This window comes from Saliphagus sp. GCM10025317 (assembly GCF_042663665.1).
In the GTDB taxonomy this organism is placed as follows: domain Archaea; phylum Halobacteriota; class Halobacteria; order Halobacteriales; family Natrialbaceae; genus Natronosalvus.
This window is the reverse complement of sequence record NZ_JBHTAQ010000005.1, coordinates 1211819-1232121: the sequence shown is the minus strand read 5'-3', so window position 1 is coordinate 1232121 and position 20303 is coordinate 1211819. Positions and strand designations below refer to the sequence as shown.

The 20303-nt window shown below is 64.7% G+C and carries 26 protein-coding genes and 1 tRNA gene; 11 read left to right on the top strand and 16 right to left on the bottom strand.

Annotation, left to right across the window (positions count from 1 at the left end; genetic code table 11):
• Positions 1-34: 34 nt before the first annotated feature.
• Genes ACFQS4_RS08200 through ACFQS4_RS08190 form a run of 3 tightly spaced genes read right to left on the bottom strand, consistent with a single transcriptional unit; the run spans position 35 to position 2129 of the window.
• Positions 35-709 carry a cytochrome c biogenesis CcdA family protein gene (locus ACFQS4_RS08200; RefSeq protein WP_497903132.1) on the bottom strand — a complete coding sequence of 225 codons (675 nt, stop codon included), beginning with the start codon at positions 707-709 and terminating at the stop codon, positions 35-37.
• 3 nt (positions 710-712) lie between these two features.
• Positions 713-1270, bottom strand: a complete 558-nt coding sequence (locus ACFQS4_RS08195; RefSeq protein ID WP_497903131.1) for a TlpA family protein disulfide reductase — start codon at positions 1268-1270, stop codon at positions 713-715.
• 1 nt (position 1271) lies between these two features.
• Entirely contained in the window at positions 1272-2129 is an 858-nt protein-coding gene (locus ACFQS4_RS08190; protein WP_497903130.1) for an SCO family protein, read from the bottom strand.
• Between the two features lie 92 nt (positions 2130-2221).
• On the opposite strand from ACFQS4_RS08190, the gene ACFQS4_RS08185 reads away from it, so the two are divergent.
• From ACFQS4_RS08185 to ACFQS4_RS08175, 3 genes are all read left to right on the top strand, one after another.
• Positions 2222-3364 (top strand): DUF7350 domain-containing protein, encoded by a 1143-nt coding sequence (locus ACFQS4_RS08185; RefSeq protein ID WP_497903129.1) that lies wholly within the window; start codon positions 2222-2224, stop codon positions 3362-3364.
• Between the two features lie 104 nt (positions 3365-3468).
• Positions 3469-3666, top strand: a complete 198-nt coding sequence (locus ACFQS4_RS08180; protein ID WP_497903128.1) for a hypothetical protein — start codon at positions 3469-3471, stop codon at positions 3664-3666.
• A 243-nt stretch (positions 3667-3909) separates the two neighbouring features.
• On the top strand, positions 3910-4668 hold the full coding sequence (locus tag ACFQS4_RS08175) for a ribonuclease H-like domain-containing protein (RefSeq protein ID WP_497903127.1): 759 nt from the start codon (positions 3910-3912) through the stop codon (positions 4666-4668).
• 91 nt (positions 4669-4759) lie between these two features.
• Here ACFQS4_RS08175 and ddfA read toward each other — a convergent pair whose 3' ends face one another.
• The 7 genes from ddfA to mct form a co-directional block, all read right to left on the bottom strand.
• Positions 4760-5035 carry a DdfA family disk-determining factor gene (gene ddfA / locus ACFQS4_RS08170; protein WP_497903126.1) on the bottom strand — a complete coding sequence of 92 codons (276 nt, stop codon included), beginning with the start codon at positions 5033-5035 and terminating at the stop codon, positions 4760-4762.
• Between the two features lie 435 nt (positions 5036-5470).
• Positions 5471-5544 (bottom strand) — tRNA-Thr (locus tag ACFQS4_RS08165).
• 15 nt (positions 5545-5559) lie between these two features.
• The gene (locus tag ACFQS4_RS08160; protein ID WP_497903125.1) at positions 5560-6075 is read right to left on the bottom strand and encodes a GNAT family N-acetyltransferase; all 516 of its coding nucleotides are present in this window, start codon (positions 6073-6075) and stop codon (positions 5560-5562) included.
• A gap of 213 nt (positions 6076-6288) precedes the next feature.
• Complete coding sequence (locus ACFQS4_RS08155; protein ID WP_497903124.1) at positions 6289-6867, bottom strand: CBS domain-containing protein; 579 nt, start codon at positions 6865-6867, stop codon at positions 6289-6291.
• 105 nt (positions 6868-6972) lie between these two features.
• Complete coding sequence (locus ACFQS4_RS08150) at positions 6973-7728, bottom strand: GTP cyclohydrolase III (protein ID WP_497903123.1); 756 nt, start codon at positions 7726-7728, stop codon at positions 6973-6975.
• Positions 7729-7961: 233 nt separating this feature from the next.
• Positions 7962-8282 (bottom strand): DUF5785 family protein, encoded by a 321-nt coding sequence (locus tag ACFQS4_RS08145; RefSeq protein WP_497903122.1) that lies wholly within the window; start codon positions 8280-8282, stop codon positions 7962-7964.
• A gap of 53 nt (positions 8283-8335) precedes the next feature.
• Positions 8336-9508, bottom strand: coding sequence for a succinyl-CoA:mesaconate CoA-transferase (gene mct, locus ACFQS4_RS08140; protein WP_497903121.1), 1173 nt, complete (start codon positions 9506-9508; stop codon positions 8336-8338).
• A gap of 135 nt (positions 9509-9643) precedes the next feature.
• On the opposite strand from mct, the gene glmS reads away from it, so the two are divergent.
• Genes glmS through citE form a run of 5 tightly spaced genes read left to right on the top strand, consistent with a single transcriptional unit; the run spans position 9644 to position 15045 of the window.
• Positions 9644-10105, top strand: a complete 462-nt coding sequence (gene glmS / locus ACFQS4_RS08135) for a methylaspartate mutase subunit S (protein WP_497903120.1) — start codon at positions 9644-9646, stop codon at positions 10103-10105.
• Positions 10106-11551, top strand: a complete 1446-nt coding sequence (locus tag ACFQS4_RS08130) for a methylaspartate mutase subunit E (RefSeq protein WP_497903119.1) — start codon at positions 10106-10108, stop codon at positions 11549-11551.
• Positions 11541-12821, top strand: coding sequence for a methylaspartate ammonia-lyase (locus ACFQS4_RS08125; RefSeq protein ID WP_497903118.1), 1281 nt, complete (start codon positions 11541-11543; stop codon positions 12819-12821). Before ACFQS4_RS08130 ends, ACFQS4_RS08125 begins: the two co-directional genes overlap by 11 nt.
• Entirely contained in the window at positions 12814-13959 is a 1146-nt protein-coding gene (gene mch, locus ACFQS4_RS08120; RefSeq protein WP_497903117.1) for a 2-methylfumaryl-CoA hydratase, read from the top strand. The genes ACFQS4_RS08125 and mch overlap by 8 nt, the downstream gene beginning before the upstream one ends.
• Before the next feature lie 39 nt (positions 13960-13998).
• Positions 13999-15045 (top strand): L-malyl-CoA/beta-methylmalyl-CoA lyase, encoded by a 1047-nt coding sequence (citE, locus tag ACFQS4_RS08115; protein WP_497903116.1) that lies wholly within the window; start codon positions 13999-14001, stop codon positions 15043-15045.
• 135 nt (positions 15046-15180) lie between these two features.
• On the opposite strand, the gene ACFQS4_RS08110 is transcribed toward citE, so the two are convergent.
• Positions 15181-15576, bottom strand: coding sequence for a hypothetical protein (locus ACFQS4_RS08110; protein WP_497903115.1), 396 nt, complete (start codon positions 15574-15576; stop codon positions 15181-15183).
• A 144-nt stretch (positions 15577-15720) separates the two neighbouring features.
• On the opposite strand from ACFQS4_RS08110, the gene ACFQS4_RS08105 reads away from it, so the two are divergent.
• On the top strand, positions 15721-16155 hold the full coding sequence (locus tag ACFQS4_RS08105; protein WP_497903114.1) for a DUF7539 family protein: 435 nt from the start codon (positions 15721-15723) through the stop codon (positions 16153-16155).
• 106 nt (positions 16156-16261) lie between these two features.
• Here the strand turns inward: ACFQS4_RS08105 and ACFQS4_RS08100 are convergent, their stop codons facing one another.
• From ACFQS4_RS08100 to ACFQS4_RS08090, 3 genes are all read right to left on the bottom strand, one after another.
• Entirely contained in the window at positions 16262-16447 is a 186-nt protein-coding gene (locus ACFQS4_RS08100) for a hypothetical protein (RefSeq protein WP_497903113.1), read from the bottom strand.
• On the bottom strand, positions 16444-16797 hold the full coding sequence (locus ACFQS4_RS08095; RefSeq protein ID WP_497903112.1) for a HalOD1 output domain-containing protein: 354 nt from the start codon (positions 16795-16797) through the stop codon (positions 16444-16446). The genes ACFQS4_RS08100 and ACFQS4_RS08095 overlap by 4 nt, the downstream gene beginning before the upstream one ends.
• Before the next feature lie 92 nt (positions 16798-16889).
• On the bottom strand, positions 16890-17531 hold the full coding sequence (locus ACFQS4_RS08090; RefSeq protein ID WP_497903111.1) for a helix-turn-helix domain-containing protein: 642 nt from the start codon (positions 17529-17531) through the stop codon (positions 16890-16892).
• Positions 17532-17813: 282 nt separating this feature from the next.
• Here ACFQS4_RS08090 and ACFQS4_RS08085 point away from each other — a divergent pair, with 282 nt between their 5' ends.
• Together ACFQS4_RS08085 and ACFQS4_RS08080 are read left to right on the top strand one after the other, a co-directional pair.
• Entirely contained in the window at positions 17814-18470 is a 657-nt protein-coding gene (locus ACFQS4_RS08085) for a helix-turn-helix domain-containing protein (RefSeq protein WP_497903110.1), read from the top strand.
• A 136-nt stretch (positions 18471-18606) separates the two neighbouring features.
• Positions 18607-18942: a DUF7344 domain-containing protein gene (locus ACFQS4_RS08080; RefSeq protein ID WP_497903109.1), complete on the top strand. Its 336-nt coding sequence runs from the start codon at positions 18607-18609 to the stop codon at positions 18940-18942.
• 88 nt (positions 18943-19030) lie between these two features.
• On the opposite strand, the gene ACFQS4_RS08075 is transcribed toward ACFQS4_RS08080, so the two are convergent.
• Positions 19031-19822: an NAD-dependent epimerase/dehydratase family protein gene (locus ACFQS4_RS08075; RefSeq protein WP_497903108.1), complete on the bottom strand. Its 792-nt coding sequence runs from the start codon at positions 19820-19822 to the stop codon at positions 19031-19033.
• 109 nt (positions 19823-19931) lie between these two features.
• Positions 19932-20216: a DUF7410 domain-containing protein gene (locus ACFQS4_RS08070; RefSeq protein WP_497903107.1), complete on the bottom strand. Its 285-nt coding sequence runs from the start codon at positions 20214-20216 to the stop codon at positions 19932-19934.
• Positions 20217-20303 lie beyond the last annotated feature (87 nt).

The window sequence follows — 20303 nt, the reverse complement described above, 5'->3', positions numbered from 1 at the left end:
GCGATTGCGTTCACGGCGACGGTTCCGAAACCGCTCACAGCACCTCGAGGATCACGATCGCGAGGTAGAGTTGCCCGAGTCCGGCGACGATCATGACGGCGCCAGCGAGGCGTTCGATCGTTCCCGTGTGCGCTGCGATCCACCCCGCCCCGGCGACGAGTCCCATCCCCGTCGCGACGGTGAGCGAGATCATGAGTCCGGTGACGCTCCCCACGTACGCGATGAGGACGAGCGCGCCAGCGCCCGCCGGTAACGAGAGCGCGCTGGTCAGGACGCCGAGGAACAGCGGCGCGACGCAGCCGGCCGCCGCGAGCGCGTACCCGGCGCCGAAGACGCCGAACCCGAGGACGCTCGAGCGCCGTTTCGGGAGCGCGAAAGACAGCGAGGGGGCTCGTCCGGCGACGACCAGAAGTCCGAACACGATCAACAACGCGCCGACGATCGGTTCGAACAGGGTAATGTTCGAGAGCGTCTCGTGGCCGACCACGAACGTCGCCCCGAGGAGGACGAGAAACGTGGCAATGACGCCAGCACCGGCGACGACACCGCGAGCGAGCGAACCCCCGAGCGTTGGCTCTGCGTCCTCGGTTCGGCTCGCGTAGTAGCCGACGTACCCCGGGAGCAACGGGTACGCACACGGGGAGAAGAACGTCGCGATACCGGCTCCGACTGCGAACGCGACCGTCGACACGAAGGCGAGATCGACCATCGATCAGAGCGCGCGTTCGATGCCAGCGATCAGTTCGTCGACCGACTTGATGCCGTCCTCGGACCACTGCACGAAGCCGTACTCGTCGACGGCGACTGCGTACGGGTAGCCCTGGAGTCCGTAGCGCTCGGCGAGTTCGACGGTGCGATCGACGCCGACCGTCCAGTTGCCGTCGTGTTCGGCCCACCAGTCGGCGAGTTCCGCCTCCGTGATCGAGGCCCCGGTCGACGACCCGACGTTCTCGTTGGTCACCGAGACGAACAGTACCTCGTCGCCCAGCTGTTCGTGGGCCTCGACGAGGGCAGGCATCTGCTTGATGCAGGGCGCACACCACGTTCCAAAGAAGTCGATGAACGTCGGCTGCTCGAGCGACGGGAGGGCGATGGTCCCGGCCTCGCTCCCCTGGGTGTCGACCGTCTCGATCTCGAGTTGGTCGGCCTCGTCGCCGAAGCGACGCCGGATGCGAGACTGCAGGCTCGAGACGTCGGTCGTGGCGACCACGCCGCCCGTAGCGAGGACGCCGAGACTGCCGAGCCCTGCGAGGAGGTCGCGCCTGCGCATGTTACTGTCCAACGACCGTGCGTACGTCCTCGAGGACCTTCGAGGTGTCGACCGAGGCGCCGTTCCGGTACGCGCGCTCGACGACGCCGTGTTCGTTGACGAGGAAAGTCAGGGCGATGTGGGTGAACGTGTACTCGCCGTGGTCGTGGCCGCTGGTATCATTGCCGCCATCCTCGCTGTCGTTTTCGGCTTCGGTTTCGTTTCCGTGGTCGTTCCCGTGATTCTCGTCGCCTCCGCTTTCGCCTTCGTCGCTGGCGTCACCGTCACCGTCACTACCCTCCTCGGCGTCGTCCACCCGCTCGATCTTCATCCCGAACGTCTCGTCGATCGTCGTCTTCGCCGTCTCGTTGTCCTCGGGCCGAAGGAAGTGCCAGTTGCCGACCTCGAGATCGACCCCCTGCTGACCGGCGTACTCCTCGAGCACTTCGGGGGTGTCACGCTCGGGATCGAACGTGAGTGCCAGCAGGTCCAGATCGTCGACGTAGTCGCGTTCCATAGCGTCGGCCTGCGCCCGCCGTAGGCGCAACAGCAGGGCCGGGCAGACCCCGTCTGGACACGACGTGAAGAAGAACGTCAGCAGATAGGATTTTTCGCCCTCGAGGTCGCTCGAGGAGACGGTTTCGCCGGTTAGTGGGTCCGGGAAGGAAAACGACGGCATCTCCTGGCCGTAAATCGGGTAAACGGGGTCGCCCTGAGATTCGGCCGGCGCCTCGAGGACGGTCTGCCCGTCGCCCCAATACTCGTTCACGTCGTCGTCGGAATCCTCGCCACCCAGCACGCCTTCGACCGAGCCGAGACACCCCGCAACCCCGGCGAGACCCGCCGTCGAGAGACCGCCGAGATACGTCCGTCTGTCCATACTCGAATCCTGGCACCGGTCGATCAAAGGCTCGTTGGTTCGGCGATCGGCGAACCGACAGCGGTTTTGGCGCCTCGACCCTCGGTTCGAGTATGACCGCCTCTCGGCGAGACGCGCTCCGCTACGCCGCCATCGCCGGTTCGCTCGGACTCGCTGGCTGCCTCGAGCGCCTCGGCTTCGAGGAACAGTCGGCCTGGAACACCCCGCCGCTGCTCGAGGATCGTCCCGACGCCGTCTACGTGCCGGCCGGCGAGGAGGAGATGGCCACGTACGGTCAGGCGACGGCGGGCGACTACGCCGTCTCGCTCACCTACACCTTTCCCCACCGGTTCTGGCTCGTCTCCGGCGAGCGCGAGCGCGTCGACGTCCAGACAGAGGACACGCACCACCTGATGATGACCGTCTGGGACGACGCGACCGGCGTCGTCCTCCCCGCCGACCTGGGCCTCGAGATCGTCGACGCCGACGGCGACCTCGTCCACGGCGACGCCCCCTGGTCGATGCTCGCCCAGCGAATGGGATTTCACTACGGCGACAACGTCACCCTCCCCGAGGAGGGATCGTACACGGCCCGCATCCAGGTCGGCCCGATCACGACCCGCCGAACCGGCGACCTCGAGGGACGACTCGAGTCGCCCGAGACGGTCGAGATTCCGTTCGAGTACGCCCGCGCTGACGTGCGCGACCTCGAACTGATCTCGGTTCCCGAGGACGAACAGGGGACGCGGGGGGCACTCGGGGTGATGAGCCACGGGGGCGGAGGCGGGCACGAGGGCGAGCACGACGAAACCGGGTCGGGCAACGACGAACACGGAAACGGCGCCGCACCCGCGTTCACCGGACCCGCCGTCTCGGACCTCCCCGGAACCCGCTTCGGCACCGAACGGAGCGGCGACGCGGCCATTACGGCCATCGAGACCGACCTCGAGCGGCTGTCTGCCGACGCGGACGCAGACACGTACCTCGCCGTCTTCCCGCGCACGCCGTACAACGACGTGCCGCTCCCCTTCACGTCGCTGTCGGTCACCCTCGAGGCCGACGGCGAGACGCTGCTCGAGGAGCCGCTGGTCGAAACGCTCGATCACGAGTTCGGTCACCATTACGGGCTGGCGACCGACGACGTGACCGCGGCCGACCACGTGACCGTCTCGGTCGACACCGCGCCACAGGTCGCTCGACACGACGGGTACGAGACCGCGTTCTTCGACTTCGAGCCCGTTTCGTTCGATCGGTGAGGCACGCTTCCGAACGGTTTCAGCGAGTTAGATCCCGGCTAGGCGGCCGCTGACCGGGCTTATGACTCGTATAACAAAAACGACCGATACGGTACGTGGCAGGTATGTCACAATCTGAACGCCCCCGAGTAACGGTCGGCTGTCCCGCCTGTAGCGAGTCCGTTCGCGCGGCCGTCCCCGGCGGACCGGGGATCAGGAAACCCGGACACGACCTCGAGGCGAGCGACGAGGAACACCGTCTCAGCGGTACGGAGACGACGTGTCACAACTGCGGTCACACCGTCGAGCTGTACTATTACTAGGTTTCGGGGGAGGGGGTTCGGATTCTCACGAGCCGACCGCTAGCCAATCGAAATCGACCGCAGGGTACAACGGGGGGGGGGGGTTTCGATACCGTTCGAGCCAGTAATGGCGAGTCGAACGCCGAGGGCGCCTCGAGTCTACCTCGACCATACGTATAGAAAATATAGCAAAGACGACGGACCGTTCGTTTCGTGTCCGGTCGAACCCACACGTTTTTGCGACCTGAACGCCCCTCATCGGACGTGCAAATCGAGAACAGCTTTCTCCCCGTTCGCGGCGTGGGCGAGACCACCGAGCGTCGCCTCTGGGAACACGGCATCACCCACTGGGACGAGTTCGACGGCAGCGTCGTCGGCTCGACCGTCGCCGACCGCATCGAGACCTTTATCGACGACGGCCGACGCCACCTCGAGGCCGGTGACGTCTCGCCGTTCGCCGAGGCGCTCCCGGCGGCGAGTCGCTGGCGATTCTTCGAAAACGTTCGCGACGACGTCTGCTACCTCGACATCGAGACGACGGGCCTCAATGCCAGCCATCACGACGTCACAACGGTGAGCGTCCACCGCCGGGGTGAAACCCGGACGTACGTCAACGGCCAGGACCTCACGCGAGACCGCCTCCAGACCGAGTTCGACGACGCCGCGGCGCTCGTGACGTTCAACGGGCAGCGCTTCGACGTCCCCTTCCTCGAGACGGCGTTCGACGTCGATGCCTCGGTGCCCCACATCGACCTCATGTATCCCTGTCGGAAACTCGACCTGACGGGCGGGCTCAAACGGATCGAACGGGACCTGGGCATCGACCGCGACCAGCCGGACATCAGCGGCCGCGACGCGGTTCGCCTCTGGCACCAGTACGAACGTGGCGACGAGGACGCCCTCGAGACGCTCGTTCAGTACAATCGGGCCGACACCGCGAACCTCGAGCCGCTGATGGAGACGGTGGCCGAACGCCTCCACGAGTCAATCTTCGAACCAGTCTGCGGACGTAGACTCGAGTAGCCGTTTGCGCCATGTTCGATGCGGACGACACTACGTCGCTCTGGGCAGTGCTGTGCGGTGTGTGGGCAAGACGACCGTAAACGCGAACGAGTCAATCGAGAATAGTGACTTCGCCGTCGCTCTCGACGACCATCTCGTAGCCACAGAACGTGAACGTTACTTCGCCGGGGCTCCGTGGGGTGCCATCCTCGCGTGGCGCAAACAGGGAGTCGAGCGCTTCTGGATTGAGAACGTCGTAGAGCGCGTCGTACTCGGGAGGTTCGATTTCGACTGGGTCGACACCCTCTTCTCTGGCAACGGCTTCGACGATACGGAAACTAAGAGGAACTCCTTCTTTCATGCTCGATCGGTCGGCTGACAGTAGCATTGGCGGATGCTTTACACGGTTGGATATAAAACCTGTGGCCTCAAGCCCCTCTTGCTGCACATTTCTATCCATCAATGACCTAGTATGGCCATTATTTTTCAATTTGGGACCTAATTTGATTATAAAATTAGTACTGTCAGCGTAGTCTGAACGAGCTCAGTGGCGAACTCGAGAGTGTAATCACGTATTGAACGTCTGGATTCTATGAAACAGTCGGTCAATTGACCGAACGTCACAGTTGGTTACAATTTTTACCGGGTTTCTCGCCATCAACCACGTGAGTAAGTGACACTCACAGCGACAGTTCGACAGCAGGTGAAGACGGAGTGTTTCTGGACTGCGGGCGAGTCGCTCCGGGTCAGCGTGTACAGCGCGACGCCGAATCGAGGCAATCGTCCGCGCCGCTCGACGTCGGAGCCGACGATCGCAAGAAGGAGCCAGGGACGGGATTTGAACCCGTGAACTCTCGATTACAAGTCGAGTGCATGTACCACCCATGCTCCCCTGGCGCGGTCTGTGAGTTATCACTCGTCCTTTGAGTGTGTATCGTTTTCGGCCGGCCGATCGAGTTCGCGCTCGAGCCCGACCCTGAACGGTTCGTACCCCGCCTCGCGGTAGAAGCGCCTGGCCGCCTCGTTGTCGGCCATTGCCTCGAGAATCAGCCGATCGACGCCGCGGTCGGCGAGGCTGGCCTCGACGTGTTCGAGTAACGCCGACCCGATTCCCTGGCCACGGTAGTCGGGGTCGACGTAGAGGTTCGAGAGGAAACCGCGCGTACACGCCAACTCGAGCGCGCCGTGTTCGACCGAGAAGGACGCGAATCCGATGATTCGGGTCCCGTCACGGGCGACCAGCAATCCGTCGTCGACCTGGTGGGCACCGAGGGTTGCCCGCATCGTCTCCCGGTTGGCCTCCGAGCGAACGACGGATCCGTGTCGGCGCTGATCGGTCGCGAGGCGGACCCAGCACTCCGTGACGGCCTCGAGGTCGTCACTCGTTGCCAGTTCGATCACGAGGTCGATATCGTCACCGACCGTCATTCGCGGGTGGGTGGCGCTCGAGGTGGGTTTGCTAGCACTGGCGGCTCAAGAAGCGGGTATCGCTGCTCGAACGATGGGTGCCGCCGCTCGAGGACCGAGCGCCATCGGGAGAGACACGGACATCGCCGCTCGAGGTACCGGCCTCGCCGCTCGAGATGTCCGGGTGAACGAGCCACGGGCCGTATCGGCCGGCCACACAGCTCGGCGGGCACGTCACACCTGCCGACAGTCCACGCAGACCAACTGGCCGTTGGCCTCCTGGAGCGAGTCGGTGAGCGTCCCACACGCCTCACAGACGCCTTGCGTGCTGAACTCCTCGCCACCGTTGGTCGCGTACTCGTCCGAGAGGGTCGTGGTGCCCTCGTTCGTGACGCCGACCCCTTCGGCGGCCGGCTGACTCGTCGCGCCCTGGAACGATCCCGCGACGGCGATGACGTCGCGCTGGGTCAGCACCCCGACGAGTTCGCCGTTTTCCTCCACTGCGAGGTTGCGAATGTTCTGACTCGCCATCGTGTCGGCGGCATCGGTCAGCGAGCGGTCGGTCTCGATCGTGAGCACCGGCGACGACATGACCTCGCCGACGGTCATCTTACCCGGGTCATCCTCGTCTTCGACGACGCCCAGGACGTCCCACTCGGTCATGATTCCGACGGCCTCGGATCCACGAACGACGAGCACGCAGCCGGCGCGCTCTTCGCGCATCAACTGCACCGCACCGAGCACGGTGTCGGATTCACTTACACCGACGTATTCAGTCGTCAGGGTATCCCTGACCGACAGATCCGATTCCATAGCCAAATACACAGCCCAAACGACCTAAAAGGTACCTCCGACACGTATATACGGTCACACACTGAAGTTCCGATTTCTGTCCTCCCCGAACGGCCCGGCGGCGATTCAGAACTCCACGCGCGTCCCGTTCGCCCGACAGTGCTCAAGGGCGTGTTTCGCCGCGTATCCCGCATCGTGAGCGCTGGCTCCCGTGCCGACGCCGACCTGCATGGTCACGTCGACCGCCGACTCGACGTGTTCGATGGCCTCGAGGTAGTCCGCTCGCTCAAGGTCGGGGCAGACGACGATGACGTTGTCGCCACCGACGAAAAACGAGAGGCTGCCGTGGGCGCGGCGCATGTGGCGCATGAGCGCGGCGTAGCCCTGTTCGATCTCGATGAAGCTATCGAAGGCGTTGAGTTCGTCGGTGTACTGCCCCGTCGCGTCGATCACGTCGAAGTGGGCGATCTGGACGTCCCCGTCGGTTCGGTGAGCGTCGTCGATGGTTCGGCCCTCGAGGATCTCGCGGCGATGCTCGTCCTGGGCGCTGCCGGCGTCCTGGATGAGGCTCGTCGCGTCCGAGAGCGCCTGCACCGGGGTCGTCCCCGTCGCGACGCCGAGGCTCAGGGTGACCGGATAGCGGTTGCCGACGGACTCCTGGATCAACGCGTGGTCCTCGACGTCGAGGCCGTTCGTGACGGCGATCATGTTGTCGAATCGCGTGAAGAAGACGTAGCCGTCGCGGGCGCCGATGTACTGCGAGAGGTCGGCGTACAGTCGCGACTGGAGCGTCTGGAGGTCGGCTTCCCGTCGCGGTTCCGGCGTCACGGTCCACGGTCCGTAGTTGTCGATCTGAAAGAGCGTTACCTGCGTGTTCGTCACGGTACTCGTCCGTTTCGAACGATATCGTATAAGCGATACGTAATCCAGATTCGTGATGAGAGATCAGAGGCAACTCGATCGGGGGTCTACTCGACCACACGGACCGCGCCCGAGGAACGGTCACTGGTCAGGCGACTCGAGTCGATTTGTACTGAGACCTGAAACGAGAAGGGACAAGAACGAAAACGAGAACGTGAACGGCGCACCGACGGTCGATCGAAACGACGCGTCGATCAGGCCGACTTCGTCTCGGGGCTCGCGCCAACCGGATGGTAGTCCCAGAAATTCCCCTCGCGCATGGCCGCGCCGACCGCTTTGTGCATGTCCGTAATCGTCTCGAATTCCGACTCGTCGACGTACTCGAAGATGTCCGCGAGCGCGACGACCGACTGGTGATTGATACGGATGGGTTCGTCGCCGTGGGCCTCGACGAACGCGTCGCGCTCGAGCGGGAAGTCCTCGTCCTCGTCGACCTTTTTGGCGATGATCGCCATGTCGAACTTGCGCATCCCTTCGCTGCCCTCCTCCCCGTCGGGGTCGTGTGGCCAGTCCATACCAGAGCGTGTGCCCGGGGGGCGCAAAAGGGTTACTCTCCGCTGTCGCGGACTCAGTCGGATTCCGCCGTTCGAACCGCGTCCCTGAGTACCTCCTCGCGGTGTTCGTCGAGCAGCGGCGCGCGCCCACGCGGTCGTGGGGGCGTCTCGCTCATCTTTATCGGACTGCCCGCGATTTCGACTTCGCGGTCGGCTCCGGGCTGGGCCACCGGAACAAGCATCTCGCGCGCGTGCACGTGCGAGTCGTCGAAGATGTCTGCTGTGTTCTGGACGGGCGCGACGGGGACCCGGCCCTCGAGCGCGTCGCAGATCTCGTCACACGTGCGCTCGCGCGTCCACTCGAGGATGGCCGCCCGAAGCGTTTCTCGACTACCGAGCCGACTCGAGGCGTCCGGGTACTCGGCGGCGAGGTCCGGACGGTCCATCGTCTCACAGAGGGCGTTCCAGTGGTTCGAGCCGAACGCGGCGATCACGACGTGGCCGTCGGCAGCCTCGAAGGCGTCGTACGGAAAGAGGGTCGGATGGGAGTTCCCCTGACGCGTCGGCGCCTCGCCGGTGTAGGAGTGTTGGTAGATCGCCCGTTCGGTCATGCTGATCATCGCGTCGTACATTGCGGTATCGACGTACTGGCCCTCGCCGGTTCGCTCGCGGTGGTGCAGCGCCGCGAGGATACCGACGCAGTTCAGCGTCGCCGTGAACAGGTCGCCAATGCCGGGGCCAACCTTCGTCGGCGGGCCGTCCTCCTGGCCGGTGATCTCCATGACGCCGCCCAGCGCCTGCGCGACGAGGTCGAACGACGGCTGGCCCTGCCGATGCGTCTCGCCTGTCCGCGGGTCGCCGAAGCCCCGAATCGAGGAGTAGATCAGTTCCGAATTGCGCTCGGCGAGCGTCTCGTAACCCAGGTCGAACCGCTCCATCGTGCCCGCGCGGTAGTTCTCGACGACCACGTCGGCCTCCTCGACGAGCGAGAGGAACGCCTCGCGGTCACGCTCGGCCCCGAGATCGAGTTCGAGGCTGCGCTTTCCGCGATTGACGCTCTGGAAGTAGCCGCCGTAGGCCTCATCCTGGGCGCTTTCGACGAACGGTGGGTTTGGTCGGATGAGGTCCCCACCCGGCCGTTCGATTTTGACGACGTCCGCGCCCATGTCCGCGAGCAACATCGTACAGTACGGTCCGGCGAGCACCTGCGTCAGATCCAGCACGCGAAGCGAGGAGAGCGCTCCCATGCCCTCACCTCACGTAATGGAGGTAAAAACCTTTACTATAAATCATGATGGTGTCATAGGGTCCCACAGGAGGGGTGTTAAGGTGTATTAGGTGTATTATCATGATCGACCATTAACTTTAAACACAGGTCTATCATGGTTGTGCACACAATGTCCCGCACGGTCGTTCTCGGGGTCATCGGGTCCGACGCCCACGTCGTCGGCATCACGATCCTCGAGCAGGCGTTCGCTGCAGCAGGCTTCGAAGTCATCAACCTCGGCGTCCAGACCTCCCAAGAGGAGTTCGCCGACGCCGCCAGCGAGCACGACGCCGAGGCCGTACTGGTCTCCTCGCTCTACGGCCACGCCGAACAGGACTGCCAGGGGTTCGAGGAGACGCTCGAGGCCCACGAAGTCGACGCGGTGACCTACATCGGCGGCAACCTCGCCGTCGGCCAGGACGACTTCGAGCGGACTCGCGAGACCTTCCACGAACTGGGATTCGATCGCGTCTTCGACGCCGAGACTCAGCCCGAAGAGGCAATCACGGCCCTGAAGCGCGACCTCCAGCTCACGGCCACGGAGCAAGAACGAGACCGGGCCACCGTCACCTCGTAGATGATACGCGACGAGCGCATTCCGGCCGAGGAGTTGCAACGCATCGACGCGGCCCTCCGCGAGAACTGGCCCACTGGCGAGGCCGTCGACTTCGACGAAGCCGTCGAGTTCCACGAGTCGCTGCCGTCCACGAAGCGCTTCGCGGACGTACTTGAGTCGGCCACCCACCCGCTCTTGCAACCGAGGGCGGGCGTTCCGCGCCTCGAGGACCAGATCGGCCTACTCGAGTACCTTCACTCGGAGGGCGAGGCGGACCTCCTGCCGACGACCATCGACTCCTACACGCGCGACAACGAGTACGGAAAGGCCCAGGAGGGACTCGAGGCCGCCCGCGAGTCGGGCGAGGACACCCTCAACGGCTTCCCGGCGGTCAACCACGGCGTCGACGGCTGTCGCGACCTGATCGAGGCCGTCGACGCACCGATCGAGGTCCGCCACGGGACCCCCGACGCCCGTCTGCTGGCCGCGATCACCTTCGCGGGCGGGTTCCAGAGCTTCGAGGGTGGCCCGATCTCCTACAACATCCCCTACACGAAGCGCCACGACCTGGCGACGACCATCGAACACTGGCAGTTCGTCGACCGGTTGGCGGGTGCCTACACCGAACGCGGCGTCCGAATCAACCGCGAGCCGTTCGGCCCGCTCACGGGAACGCTCGTCCCGCCGAGCATCGCCATCGCGGTGATGGTGCTCGAGGGGCTGCTCGCTGCCACACAGGGCGTGCGCTCGCTAACCCTCGGCTACGGCCAGGTCGGGAACGTCGTCCAGGACGTGGCCGCACTCCGCGCACTCCGATCCCTCGGCGAGGAGTACCTCCCCGACGAGGTGTGCGTCACCACCGTCTTCCACGAGTGGATGGGCGGGTTCCCGCCCGACGAGGCGCGGGCGAACGGCGTCATCGGCCTCGGCGGCATGACCGCGGCCATCGCCCGCCCCGACAAGGTCATCACGAAATCACCCCAGGAGTTCCAGGGCGTTCCGACGAAGGAGGCGAACGCGGCCGGCCTCCGAACCACGAGACAGATCATCGACATGGCACTCGAACAGGACATCGACATCGACGGCATCGACGAGGAACAGGATCTGATCGAGCGTGAAACCCGCTGTCTCCTCGAGTCAGTCCTCGAGCACGGCGACGGTGACGTCGCCCGCGGAACGATCCGGGCGTTCGACTTGGGCGCGATGGACGTTCCCTTCGCCCCGAGCGACAGCGCCCGCGGAGCCGTCCTCCCGGCCCGCGACGACGACGGCCGCGTCCGCATCCTCGAGTTCGGCGACCTCGCGATGAGCGACGAGGTCAAGGAAACCCACGCCGCACGCCTCGCCCAGCGGGCCGAAACCGAGGGCCGCCAGCAGTCGTTTCGCATGGTCGCCGACGACGTCGACGCGATCAGCGACGGCCGCCTCATCGGCCGGCCGAACGGGGGTGACACCCGTGCAGATTGAATCAATCCGAGCAACTCTCGGGGTCTCCGGCTTCTACACCGACGACCAGCTGGCCATCAAGCGCGGCGCCCGCGAGGATGGCTTCGCCTACGCGGGCGAACCGCTCACCGACGGCTTCGAGTCGGTCCGTCAGGCGGGCGAAGCCCTGCTCGTCGACCTCGAGTTGAGCGACGGAACGGTCGTTCGTGGCGACTGCGCGGCCGTCCAGTACTCCGGGGCGGGCGGGCGCGACCCGCTCTTTCGCGCCGCCGAATACGCCCCCCTGGTCGAGGGGGCGGTCGCCGACGCGCTCGTCGGCCGCGACCCGAGAGACTTCGGCGAGAACGCGGCCGTGCTCGAGGGGCTTCGCCAGGACGGCTCCCAACTGCACACTGCCGTCCGCTACGGCGTCTCCCAGGCCCTCCTCGCCGCAGCCGCGCGCACGCGCGTGAGAACTATGACCGACGTGCTCGCAGACGTGCTCGGGACGGAACCGGCGACCGAGCCGGTCCCCGTCTTCGGCCAGTCCGGCGACGACCGTCGACGAAACGCCGAGAAGATGCTGCTCAAGGGCGTTCCCGTTCTCCCCCACGGGCTGTTCAATAGCCCCTCGAAGCTCGGCCCCGAGGGCGAGAACCTGCTCGCCTACCTCGAGTGGCTCCGCGAGCGTGCTGGCAAACTGGGTCCCGAGGGCTACGAACCGCGCTTCCACGTCGACGTCTACGGCACGATCGGCGAGCTATTCGGCGCGCCGTTCGACGACGACGAAATTCTCGAGTACTTCGCCGACCTCGAGGCCGCCGCTGACCCGATTCCGCTCCAGATCGAGGGACCAATGGACGTCGGCACGCGCGAGGATCAGATTCACGCGATGGCCGAACTGCGCGACGGGCTCTCGTCGGCAGGCGTGGAGGTCGACATCGTGGCCGACGAGTGGTGTAACACCCTCGAGGACGTCCAGGCCTTCGTCGACGCCGGGGCCGCCGACCTCGTGCAGGTGAAGACGCCGGACCTCGGCGGGGTTCACCGGAGCGGCGAGGCCGTCCGCTACTGCGAGGGGACCGACACGCGCGCGTACCTCGGGGGCACCTGCAACGAGACGGACATCTCCGCACGTGCCTGTGCGCACGTCGCGCTCGCGACGGACGCCGCCCAGGTGCTGGCCAAGCCCGGCATGGGGTTCGACGAGGGCTACATGATCGTCGAGAACGAGATGCGCCGGACGCTCGCCCGCCGCGGGCACGCACCGACCGCCTCGAGCGAACCGGAGGAGGTGACTGCCGATGACTGACGCCAACGCGGACGGTTCGCGAGACGAGAGCGACTCGAGTGTCAGGAACGACCTCGAGTGGACCGACCCCGACACCTTCACTAGCGCGCTCGAGCGAGCGGACACCCGCGAGAAAGGACACCACTTCGAGGACTTCGCAGAGGGAGACGTAATCCAACACGAACCCGGACTCCGGCTGACTCGCTGGGGGAACGAATTGTGGACGAGCCAGACGCTGAACCACGACCCCGTGTACTGGCGCGCGGACGTCACCAGCGATCGCGGGTACGACGAACCGCCGATCCACCCGGACTACCTGCTGGCGGCCACCCTCGGCTGCACCGTCGAGGACCTGAGCGAGAAAGGTGGCTACTTCCTTGGCCGGACGAACGTCCGCTTTCCGGCCGACGTCGTCACTCCGGGGACCGACCTGCGCGTCGAGAGCGAAGTCCTGACTACGAAGGGGTCGAACTCGAGGCCCGACTACGGCATCGTCACCTGGGCGACCCGCGGGTACGACGCCGGGACGGGCAAAACGCTCTGTGCCTACGAGCGGACCAACATGATTCCGCGACGCGAGCGACTCGAGACGGACGGGAGCGGCGCCGAGGCCGACGGCGGTGGCCGCCCGTCAGATACCGAACGTCCCGCGAGTGCACTCCCCGAGACGTTCGTGACCCCCGCAGGCGACGCGTTCGAGGACTTCGAGGCTACTCTCGAGACGGCCGAGAACCGGGACGCCGTCGTCGCCTACCGGCACGAACGCGGGCGCACCATGGACGACGTGACCGTCGCGACCCTGCCGCTGGCGACGCTCAACACGGCGAAACAGCACCACAACGCCGACGCGATGGCCGACGCTCCCTCGGGTGGGATCGTCGCCTACGGCGACGTGACGCGCTCGACGGCGCTGGGCCACGCTCGCTCGGACGAGCGAACCCACCGCGAAGTCGGCTTCGAGGACGAACGCTTCCACGCGTTCGTCACCCCCGGCGACACCGTCTACTGCTTCACGCGCGTCCTCGAGACGAGTCGCGAGACGACGACCGCGAACGAGCGGGCGGGGACCGTCCGCTTCCAGCACGTGGCGTTCAACCAGCACGACGAGCCGGTGTACTCCGGGATTCGAACCGCCGAAGTGCTGACTCGAGACGACTGAATCGTTTTCATCACGACACGAACACGACCTACATACCACATGACCGACCGAACCTGCCGCACCTTCCAGACCGCACCGGCCGCCGTCCCGAAAGACGACACGGCGAAGTACCTCAGATCCGGCCTCACCGCCGAGGGCTTCCAGGCCCCCGACTGGCTCGTCCCCGACCTCGAGGACGGCACTGCCCCGGACATGAAAGCCGAGGGGCTCGAGAACGTCTGCGAGTTGCTCCCCGACTTCGAATTTCCCGGGGAGATCTGGCCGCGCGTCCAGTGGAGCTACGACGACGAAACGTTGCGTGCCAGGGGCCGCGAGGAAATAGACACGCTCGTCCGCGACGTAGGCGAGGAAATCGACGGCGTCGTGGTCCCCAAGGTCGGCCGACAGGGAGACGTCGAGCGCGCCCTCGAGGCGGTGGCCAGAGCGGAAGCCGATCACGGCCACCCCGAGGGATCGATTGGGCTCTCGATCATCGTCGAAACGGCACGCGCCCGGTCGGATCTGCGCGAAATCGCTCGGCTGGGGACCGATACCGGCGGCGAGCGCCTCACCTCCCTCGTCTTCGGCCCCGTCGACTACACCGCCGAACTCGGCGGACGCGACCTCGGCGACGGCCGCCCGCGCTGGGACGGCTTGCTCGAGGCGCTCTCGAACGAGGCGAGCGCGAACGACCTGCTGGCGATCGGCGGCCCGTTCGACGACCTCTTCGCCGAACGCGCGGGCGTAACCGTCTACAACGCCGACGGCTACGCCGACCAGGTCGAGCGTGAGGCGCGGATCGGTCTCGACGGCTCCTGGTCGCTGTACCCCAAACAGACGATCCAGGCCAACCGGATCCACACGCCCACGCCGGCAGAACTCGAGCGCGACGTGGACAAGATCGAGCGGTTCAACGCCGCGAAGGTCGAGGGAACGGGTGCGGTGACGATCGACGGCCAGATGGTCGACGAGGCGACGTTCAAGAACTTCCGGAACACCGTCGAGACGGTTCGAGCGATCCACCGTACCCGTCCCGAACAGACGGACGACCTGTACGACGAGGGGGTGCTCGAGCGGGCGCTCGATCTCGAGCTATCGTACCGGTAGGCCATCGGACTCGCCGAGTGGTTGGGAGAGCGGTCTCGAGCGGTTGGAGGCAGCCTCGAGCGGCCGGGGAACGGCCTCGAGCGATCGGGCAACGGGCTTCGAGCGTTCGACTGCAAATGCAAATCGAGGCGCCAATCACTCCGTCGTCGCGGTGTCTGTCTCTGTTCCTGCCTCCGAAAGCATCTCGACGCGAAACAGGTAGTCGTCGTACGCACCGTCGAGATTAGCGGGACTCTCTTCGTCGGTGTGGGCGCGACACAGGAACGCCTTCGCCTCGACGGCACCGTGTCCGGTCTCTTCCTGATAGCGTTCGACGACGACGAACGTCGCCGGTTCGGTACAGTCGCGGCGGTGGCACTCTCGAGGCGAGTCGTAATCGTCGCCCGTCGGGCCTTCCTCGTCGGTTTCGTCCCACTCATCCGGTGGTTCGGCCTCGTCGCCACGGTCGCGCGCTTCCGAGAGTTCCCGTTCTCGCTGTCGGTTCTCCTCGTCCCGAGCCTGCTTCTCTCGACTCCGTTTCGTGTCTGCCATATAGTGACATACAGTCGTGATCGTGATAACGCTGTGGACGGCACGTTAATGGACGCCCCATGAATGGCTGTCACGCCACCGTCGCCAGCGAACTCACAGACCGTCGACGCAAACGTTGATTGACCTGGCAGTCGTCACTAGGCCATGATTGAGCGTCCGGACGAACGGCAACTGATCGTACGCGCACGGTCTCACCTGGAGCAATGGACGAACCGTGCCCGAACGGAGGCGTACAGCGAACTGTTCGAAGGTGACGACCCGATTCTCACGGCCGAGGACGTACAGCTCCTCGATGCGCTCGACTCGGCACTCGAGCGACAGGGTGGAGACGGCGTCTGGGGAACCGATCAGTACGGGATTCACACCGCCGGTGACATGGGCTCTGACGTCCCGCTCGGTGTCGTCTGTGTCTATCACCCACAGATAACCGAAGATTCCGTCCTCCGAGATGGAGACGATATCGACGACGAGATCGAAGAGCGACTCAACGCGGCACTCTGGCGATACGGAGAACGCGTTTCGACGCTCATCGAAGACGAACTCGAGGAGTTCGTCCATCGAGTCCAGCGCGAAACGTAATCGAGCCGAGATCGGACGCCTGCACTCCCTTCGTTGCTACCGGGGCTGAACATCGTTCGGCGAAAAGATCATCGTCCGCAGAAATCGCGTTCGCCGACGCACTCGTTCACTCCGACTCGCCGTTCTTTCGCACTTCCGTGACGATCACGTCCCAGTCTGGATGCTCGGGACCGTTCCGACACTCCCACCCACCTTCGACGTCGACACCGTTACCGGACGCTCGACGAAGGAGCGACTGCAATTCGGTATTGAGTTCCGCTCGAGTCGCGAGTGAGGCTTCTTCGGAGGTCATACGGGAGACACTCCCTCGGCCACGCCGTCCGTTCCCGTCCGCTCTCGCAAAGTGAGCGCGACCGTACCGTCGTTGGAGACGGTTATCGCGTACGTCGCTACCCGAAACGTGATCGAAACCCCCTCCCCCGTTCCGTCTCGAACGCGGGCGAGATTGTCGAGCGCACCAGTGTTAACGGACGCGTGAAGCGGTTCCAGTTCGACTGGATCGACATCCATCACCTCCGAGAGCACCGCCACGACGGCCATGCTCGCAGAGACTGAAGTCTGGTCGTACTCGGCTCTGTACGTTTCCGACTCCGGATGAAACGCCATCGACGCCAACTCGACACCGGCCTGTGTATCAATCATACTACGTCACCCTAGCGGCCTGAGTCGGGTGAAGAGCGGCACTGATTATACAGAAGATACTAATACCGGTCTACCGAGCATTCCGCCCATGTCTACGGATTAGCGAGCGTTGCGCCGATGAGACGGCGATGGCCGCGTCTGAGTCGGGACGAAAGCGACTGCTGGGTGATGCCGAGTTCGTCGGCAACGTCCTCGAGCGACGCCTCGCGCGGCGAATCGAAGTAACCCCGCTCGTACGCCAGCACCAGTGCCTCTCGCTGTGGGTCAGTCAACTCGTACCCGTCGCCCTGTATCGGGAGTAGCGCGTGCACGGCAGTGATTTCGATGGAGATGTCGTGTTCCTGGCAACTGGTTCGGAACTCGCTGATCGCGCCGCGACTTTCGCCTCGAACCTCGAAACGCCACCCGTCTCTCGTCCCGATCCCGGAGAGGACGGCGACGTTGGTCTTGGCAAGCGCGCTCAGGATACCGAAGTACGACTCCTCCCACTCCGCCCGCATGAGAAACTCGCTGTCGACGCTGTCGACGAGGTCGACGCTGACTATGCCAGCGTGAGCCTCGAAGGCGGCTTCAATATCCTCGGCCTCCGCGCCACGGATCCAGAAGTAGGGGATGATCAGGGTCTCGTGCGGGATGAGTCGCTCGAGTTCGACCGTGACCCCCGGCAAGTTTTCGAAGATCGTTCCCAGCGGAAACTCCTCTGCTGGACTCGTAAATTCTAGCACGGTAGCCATACTCCCAGTTCGTCGGGACGGTGAATAACCGGTGTGGGTGATGTATCAAGCCACGACGCAGCAGTCCGACAATGGCGATTCGAGAACGACGCAGCGACTCGGGTAATGGCAGTTTGGAGACGCGGTGTGCCAGGTAATGGCAGTGTGAGCACGACATGATGCTTCGAGCAGTGAATTTTGAGGCGGGGAAACGGTTGCCTGGTTCCAATCTTGGTAAAGCATGGTGTACCATGCCACCTAGTTTTGTACCGGCATGGCCAACCATGGTGACGAGAGCGAGTCATGAGCGTGATCGCAGAATTCCGAATCCCATCCGCCGACTTCGAACTCGGGCGGATTCTGCACATCGAGGGGATTACGTCCATCGAACTCGAGAACCTCGTGCCGATCGGTGAGGCCACCGTTCCCCTCTTCTGGATCCACAACTCGACGAGAACCTCGTTCGTCGACGCCGTCAAACGCCACCCGACCGTCAACGACGCATCGGAGGTCGACGTCTTCAAGGACCGAACGCTCTTCACGCTCGACTGGGACGCGAACCAGGACCACCTCTTTCGGGGAATCAGAGAAACCGAGGGCCAGCTCTTGAGTGCCACCGGGACACCCGAATCGTGGGCCTTCGAACTGCGATTCCCCGATCACACGGCCCTCAGCGAGTTCACGACCAGCTGTGAGGACGCACAGATCTCGCTGGAAGTGGCTCGCGTGTACAATCCGACAGAACCGGACGCCGGTCCGTGGCACGGCCTGACCAGTCCCCAGCGAGAAGCGATCACGCTGGCCGTGGAGATGGGGTACTACGACATCCCGAGAGGCTGTACGACCAAGGAACTCGCCGACGAACTCGAGATTTCCGATCAGGCCGTCACGGAACGACTCCGCCGAGCGATCGGGGCGCTCGTCACGTACACGCTCATCCCCTCCGAGGATGACACGTGAGATCGGGTTCCCTCGTACATCATGGCGAATCCTCACACTTCTCACCCGGTAATGTGTGGATATGGATCGCCAGTCGAGCAAGTCGAGCGCGGAAGGATTGGGGGTAGGGGGAGAGGCGACGAGAACCAGTTCACCGGTGAGCAGCGAACCAAGTCCTCCCGACGAGGTTCTCCTGGCAATTGCCAGCGAACAGCGTCGAGTTATTCTTCGAACGTTAGAGCTCGCCGACGAAGAGGCGATGGAGATGGACGCGCTTGCGGACCGGGTTGCCGAAGCGCTACGGAATACGGATCGAGCAGACAGCGAGCACAGACAACGCGTCCGAACGGCGCTCCATCACGTCCACCTCCCGAAACTGGAAGCGTGCGGGATGGTCGTCCGCGACACCGAAACGAATCGGATTCGGAACGCCACCGACGACCTGGATCAGGAACTGCTGACGATGCTCGAGTCCTACGAGACACAAGTGTAACGCCGCCTTCGACGATCGAACCGTTCGACGGTTCGATCCGTCTCGGTCCAGCGATCTAACCGATTTTCGGTATCGACCGTCTGCGCGATTACTCGTCGAGCACGACGCTCGAGTCGTCGCGGGGCCGATACTCGAGTTCGTGCATCGTCTCAGCCAGCGACAGGAAGCGATCGGCGTTGTTCGAGACGCCGTGGGCGGTGACCGCGTGGGTCGAGAGCGAGGCCGAAACCGTTGCCTCGAGCAGGCGCCGGCAGTCGGCGGGGCTGAGCCACATCGCGCGGGCGTAGCGCTCGCCGGAGCCGTCGCGTTCGTCGCAGGTCTTGCGCAACTCGTCCTCGTCGAGGAGCCAGCCGATCCGCAGGTTCACGACCTCGAGGCCGTGTCTGCGGGCGTAGTACTCCCCCATCGCCTCCCCGAAGACCTTCGTCACGCCGTAGTAACTGTCGGGGCTGGGCGGGTCGTCGGGGCGGACGACGCGTGGATCGCCTCCGGTGGTCTCGACCCTCGTCGGGTCCACGACGTTCTCGCCGTTGACGGCGTGGTTCGAACTCGCGAAGATCACTTGCTCGAGGTCGTTCTCGAGGGCGGCCTCGAACGCGTTGTACGCGCCATCGATATTCGGCCCCTCGAGGTCGTCCCACTCGGCCCTGGGGGAGGGGTTCGCGGCGAGGTGGATCAGCACGTCCGCGCCCTCGAGCGCGTTCGAGAAGGCGTCGAGGTCGGCAATCTCGAGCGTCTCGCTGTCGATGTCCTCGTGTCCGCTGTGGCTGAAGAGTCGACAGTCGTACGCCGACAGGGCCTCGATCGCCTGTCGACCGACTTGTCCGGAGGCGCCGGTGATGGCCACCGTCCGATCGGTCGAGCCGTGGTGGTCCGCCATGGACGGCTGCACGACGCAGAGCCCAAAATAGGTGCGGGCGGCGCGCGCCGGTTTTGGCGGATGGGCTCGGGAGCTGGGCTCGAGCGGGGCGAACTCGAGGCCTATCGCGTCAGCCCGACCAGACGAGCCCGTAGAGGAACACGAACATGAAGTAGACCAGAAACACCGAGACGGCCGCCTTCGCGTGGAAGGTGAACAGGTCGAACTCCTCGTCCTCGCGGGCCTCCTCGAACGCCTCGTGCTCGTCGTCGCTGCAGACGTCGTCGTGAGCCAGACCCACGTGGTACGTGAGGAGTTCCTCGGTCTGGAGCGGGCGAGAACAGTAGGGACAGGTCAGTGCCGGCCCCTCATCGGGCACGTCGTATTCGGGTTCGGTGACGGGCTCCGCGTGCATCTACTCCCGAGTAGGGCGCGGTCGAAAAAGTGTCTGCCGGTTCTCCAGAACAGGGGGCTGCTCGAGTGAGACGAGAGTAGAAGCAAT

Bases quoted from the DNA above. Each gene is read 5' to 3' on its own strand.
- ACFQS4_RS08160 (WP_497903125.1), bottom strand. From the start codon at position 6,075: ATGACGGTCGGTGACGATATCGACCTCGTGATCGAACTGGCAACGAGT.
- ACFQS4_RS08190 (WP_497903130.1), bottom strand. From the start codon at position 2,129: ATGGACAGACGGACGTATCTCGGCGGTCTCTCGACGGCGGGTCTCGCC.
- mct (WP_497903121.1), bottom strand. From the start codon at position 9,508: ATGGGAGCGCTCTCCTCGCTTCGCGTGCTGGATCTGACGCAGGTGCTC.
- ACFQS4_RS08145 (WP_497903122.1), bottom strand. From the start codon at position 8,282: ATGGACTGGCCACACGACCCCGACGGGGAGGAGGGCAGCGAAGGGATG.
- ACFQS4_RS08085 (WP_497903110.1), top strand. From the start codon at position 17,814: ATGAGCGTGATCGCAGAATTCCGAATCCCATCCGCCGACTTCGAACTC.
- ACFQS4_RS08155 (WP_497903124.1), bottom strand. From the start codon at position 6,867: ATGGAATCGGATCTGTCGGTCAGGGATACCCTGACGACTGAATACGTC.
- ACFQS4_RS08200 (WP_497903132.1), bottom strand. From the start codon at position 709: ATGGTCGATCTCGCCTTCGTGTCGACGGTCGCGTTCGCAGTCGGAGCC.
- ACFQS4_RS08185 (WP_497903129.1), top strand. From the start codon at position 2,222: ATGACCGCCTCTCGGCGAGACGCGCTCCGCTACGCCGCCATCGCCGGT.
- ACFQS4_RS08095 (WP_497903112.1), bottom strand. From the start codon at position 16,797: ATGATTGATACACAGGCCGGTGTCGAGTTGGCGTCGATGGCGTTTCAT.
- ddfA (WP_497903126.1), bottom strand. From the start codon at position 5,035: ATGCTACTGTCAGCCGACCGATCGAGCATGAAAGAAGGAGTTCCTCTT.
- mch (WP_497903117.1), top strand. From the start codon at position 12,814: ATGACTGACGCCAACGCGGACGGTTCGCGAGACGAGAGCGACTCGAGT.
- ACFQS4_RS08130 (WP_497903119.1), top strand. From the start codon at position 10,106: ATGATACGCGACGAGCGCATTCCGGCCGAGGAGTTGCAACGCATCGAC.
- ACFQS4_RS08090 (WP_497903111.1), bottom strand. From the start codon at position 17,531: ATGGCTACCGTGCTAGAATTTACGAGTCCAGCAGAGGAGTTTCCGCTG.
- glmS (WP_497903120.1), top strand. From the start codon at position 9,644: ATGGTTGTGCACACAATGTCCCGCACGGTCGTTCTCGGGGTCATCGGG.
- ACFQS4_RS08180 (WP_497903128.1), top strand. From the start codon at position 3,469: ATGTCACAATCTGAACGCCCCCGAGTAACGGTCGGCTGTCCCGCCTGT.
- ACFQS4_RS08105 (WP_497903114.1), top strand. From the start codon at position 15,721: ATGATTGAGCGTCCGGACGAACGGCAACTGATCGTACGCGCACGGTCT.
- ACFQS4_RS08110 (WP_497903115.1), bottom strand. From the start codon at position 15,576: ATGGCAGACACGAAACGGAGTCGAGAGAAGCAGGCTCGGGACGAGGAG.
- ACFQS4_RS08195 (WP_497903131.1), bottom strand. From the start codon at position 1,270: ATGCGCAGGCGCGACCTCCTCGCAGGGCTCGGCAGTCTCGGCGTCCTC.
- ACFQS4_RS08070 (WP_497903107.1), bottom strand. From the start codon at position 20,216: ATGCACGCGGAGCCCGTCACCGAACCCGAATACGACGTGCCCGATGAG.
- citE (WP_497903116.1), top strand. From the start codon at position 13,999: ATGACCGACCGAACCTGCCGCACCTTCCAGACCGCACCGGCCGCCGTC.
- ACFQS4_RS08075 (WP_497903108.1), bottom strand. From the start codon at position 19,822: ATGGCGGACCACCACGGCTCGACCGATCGGACGGTGGCCATCACCGGC.
- ACFQS4_RS08100 (WP_497903113.1), bottom strand. From the start codon at position 16,447: ATGACCTCCGAAGAAGCCTCACTCGCGACTCGAGCGGAACTCAATACC.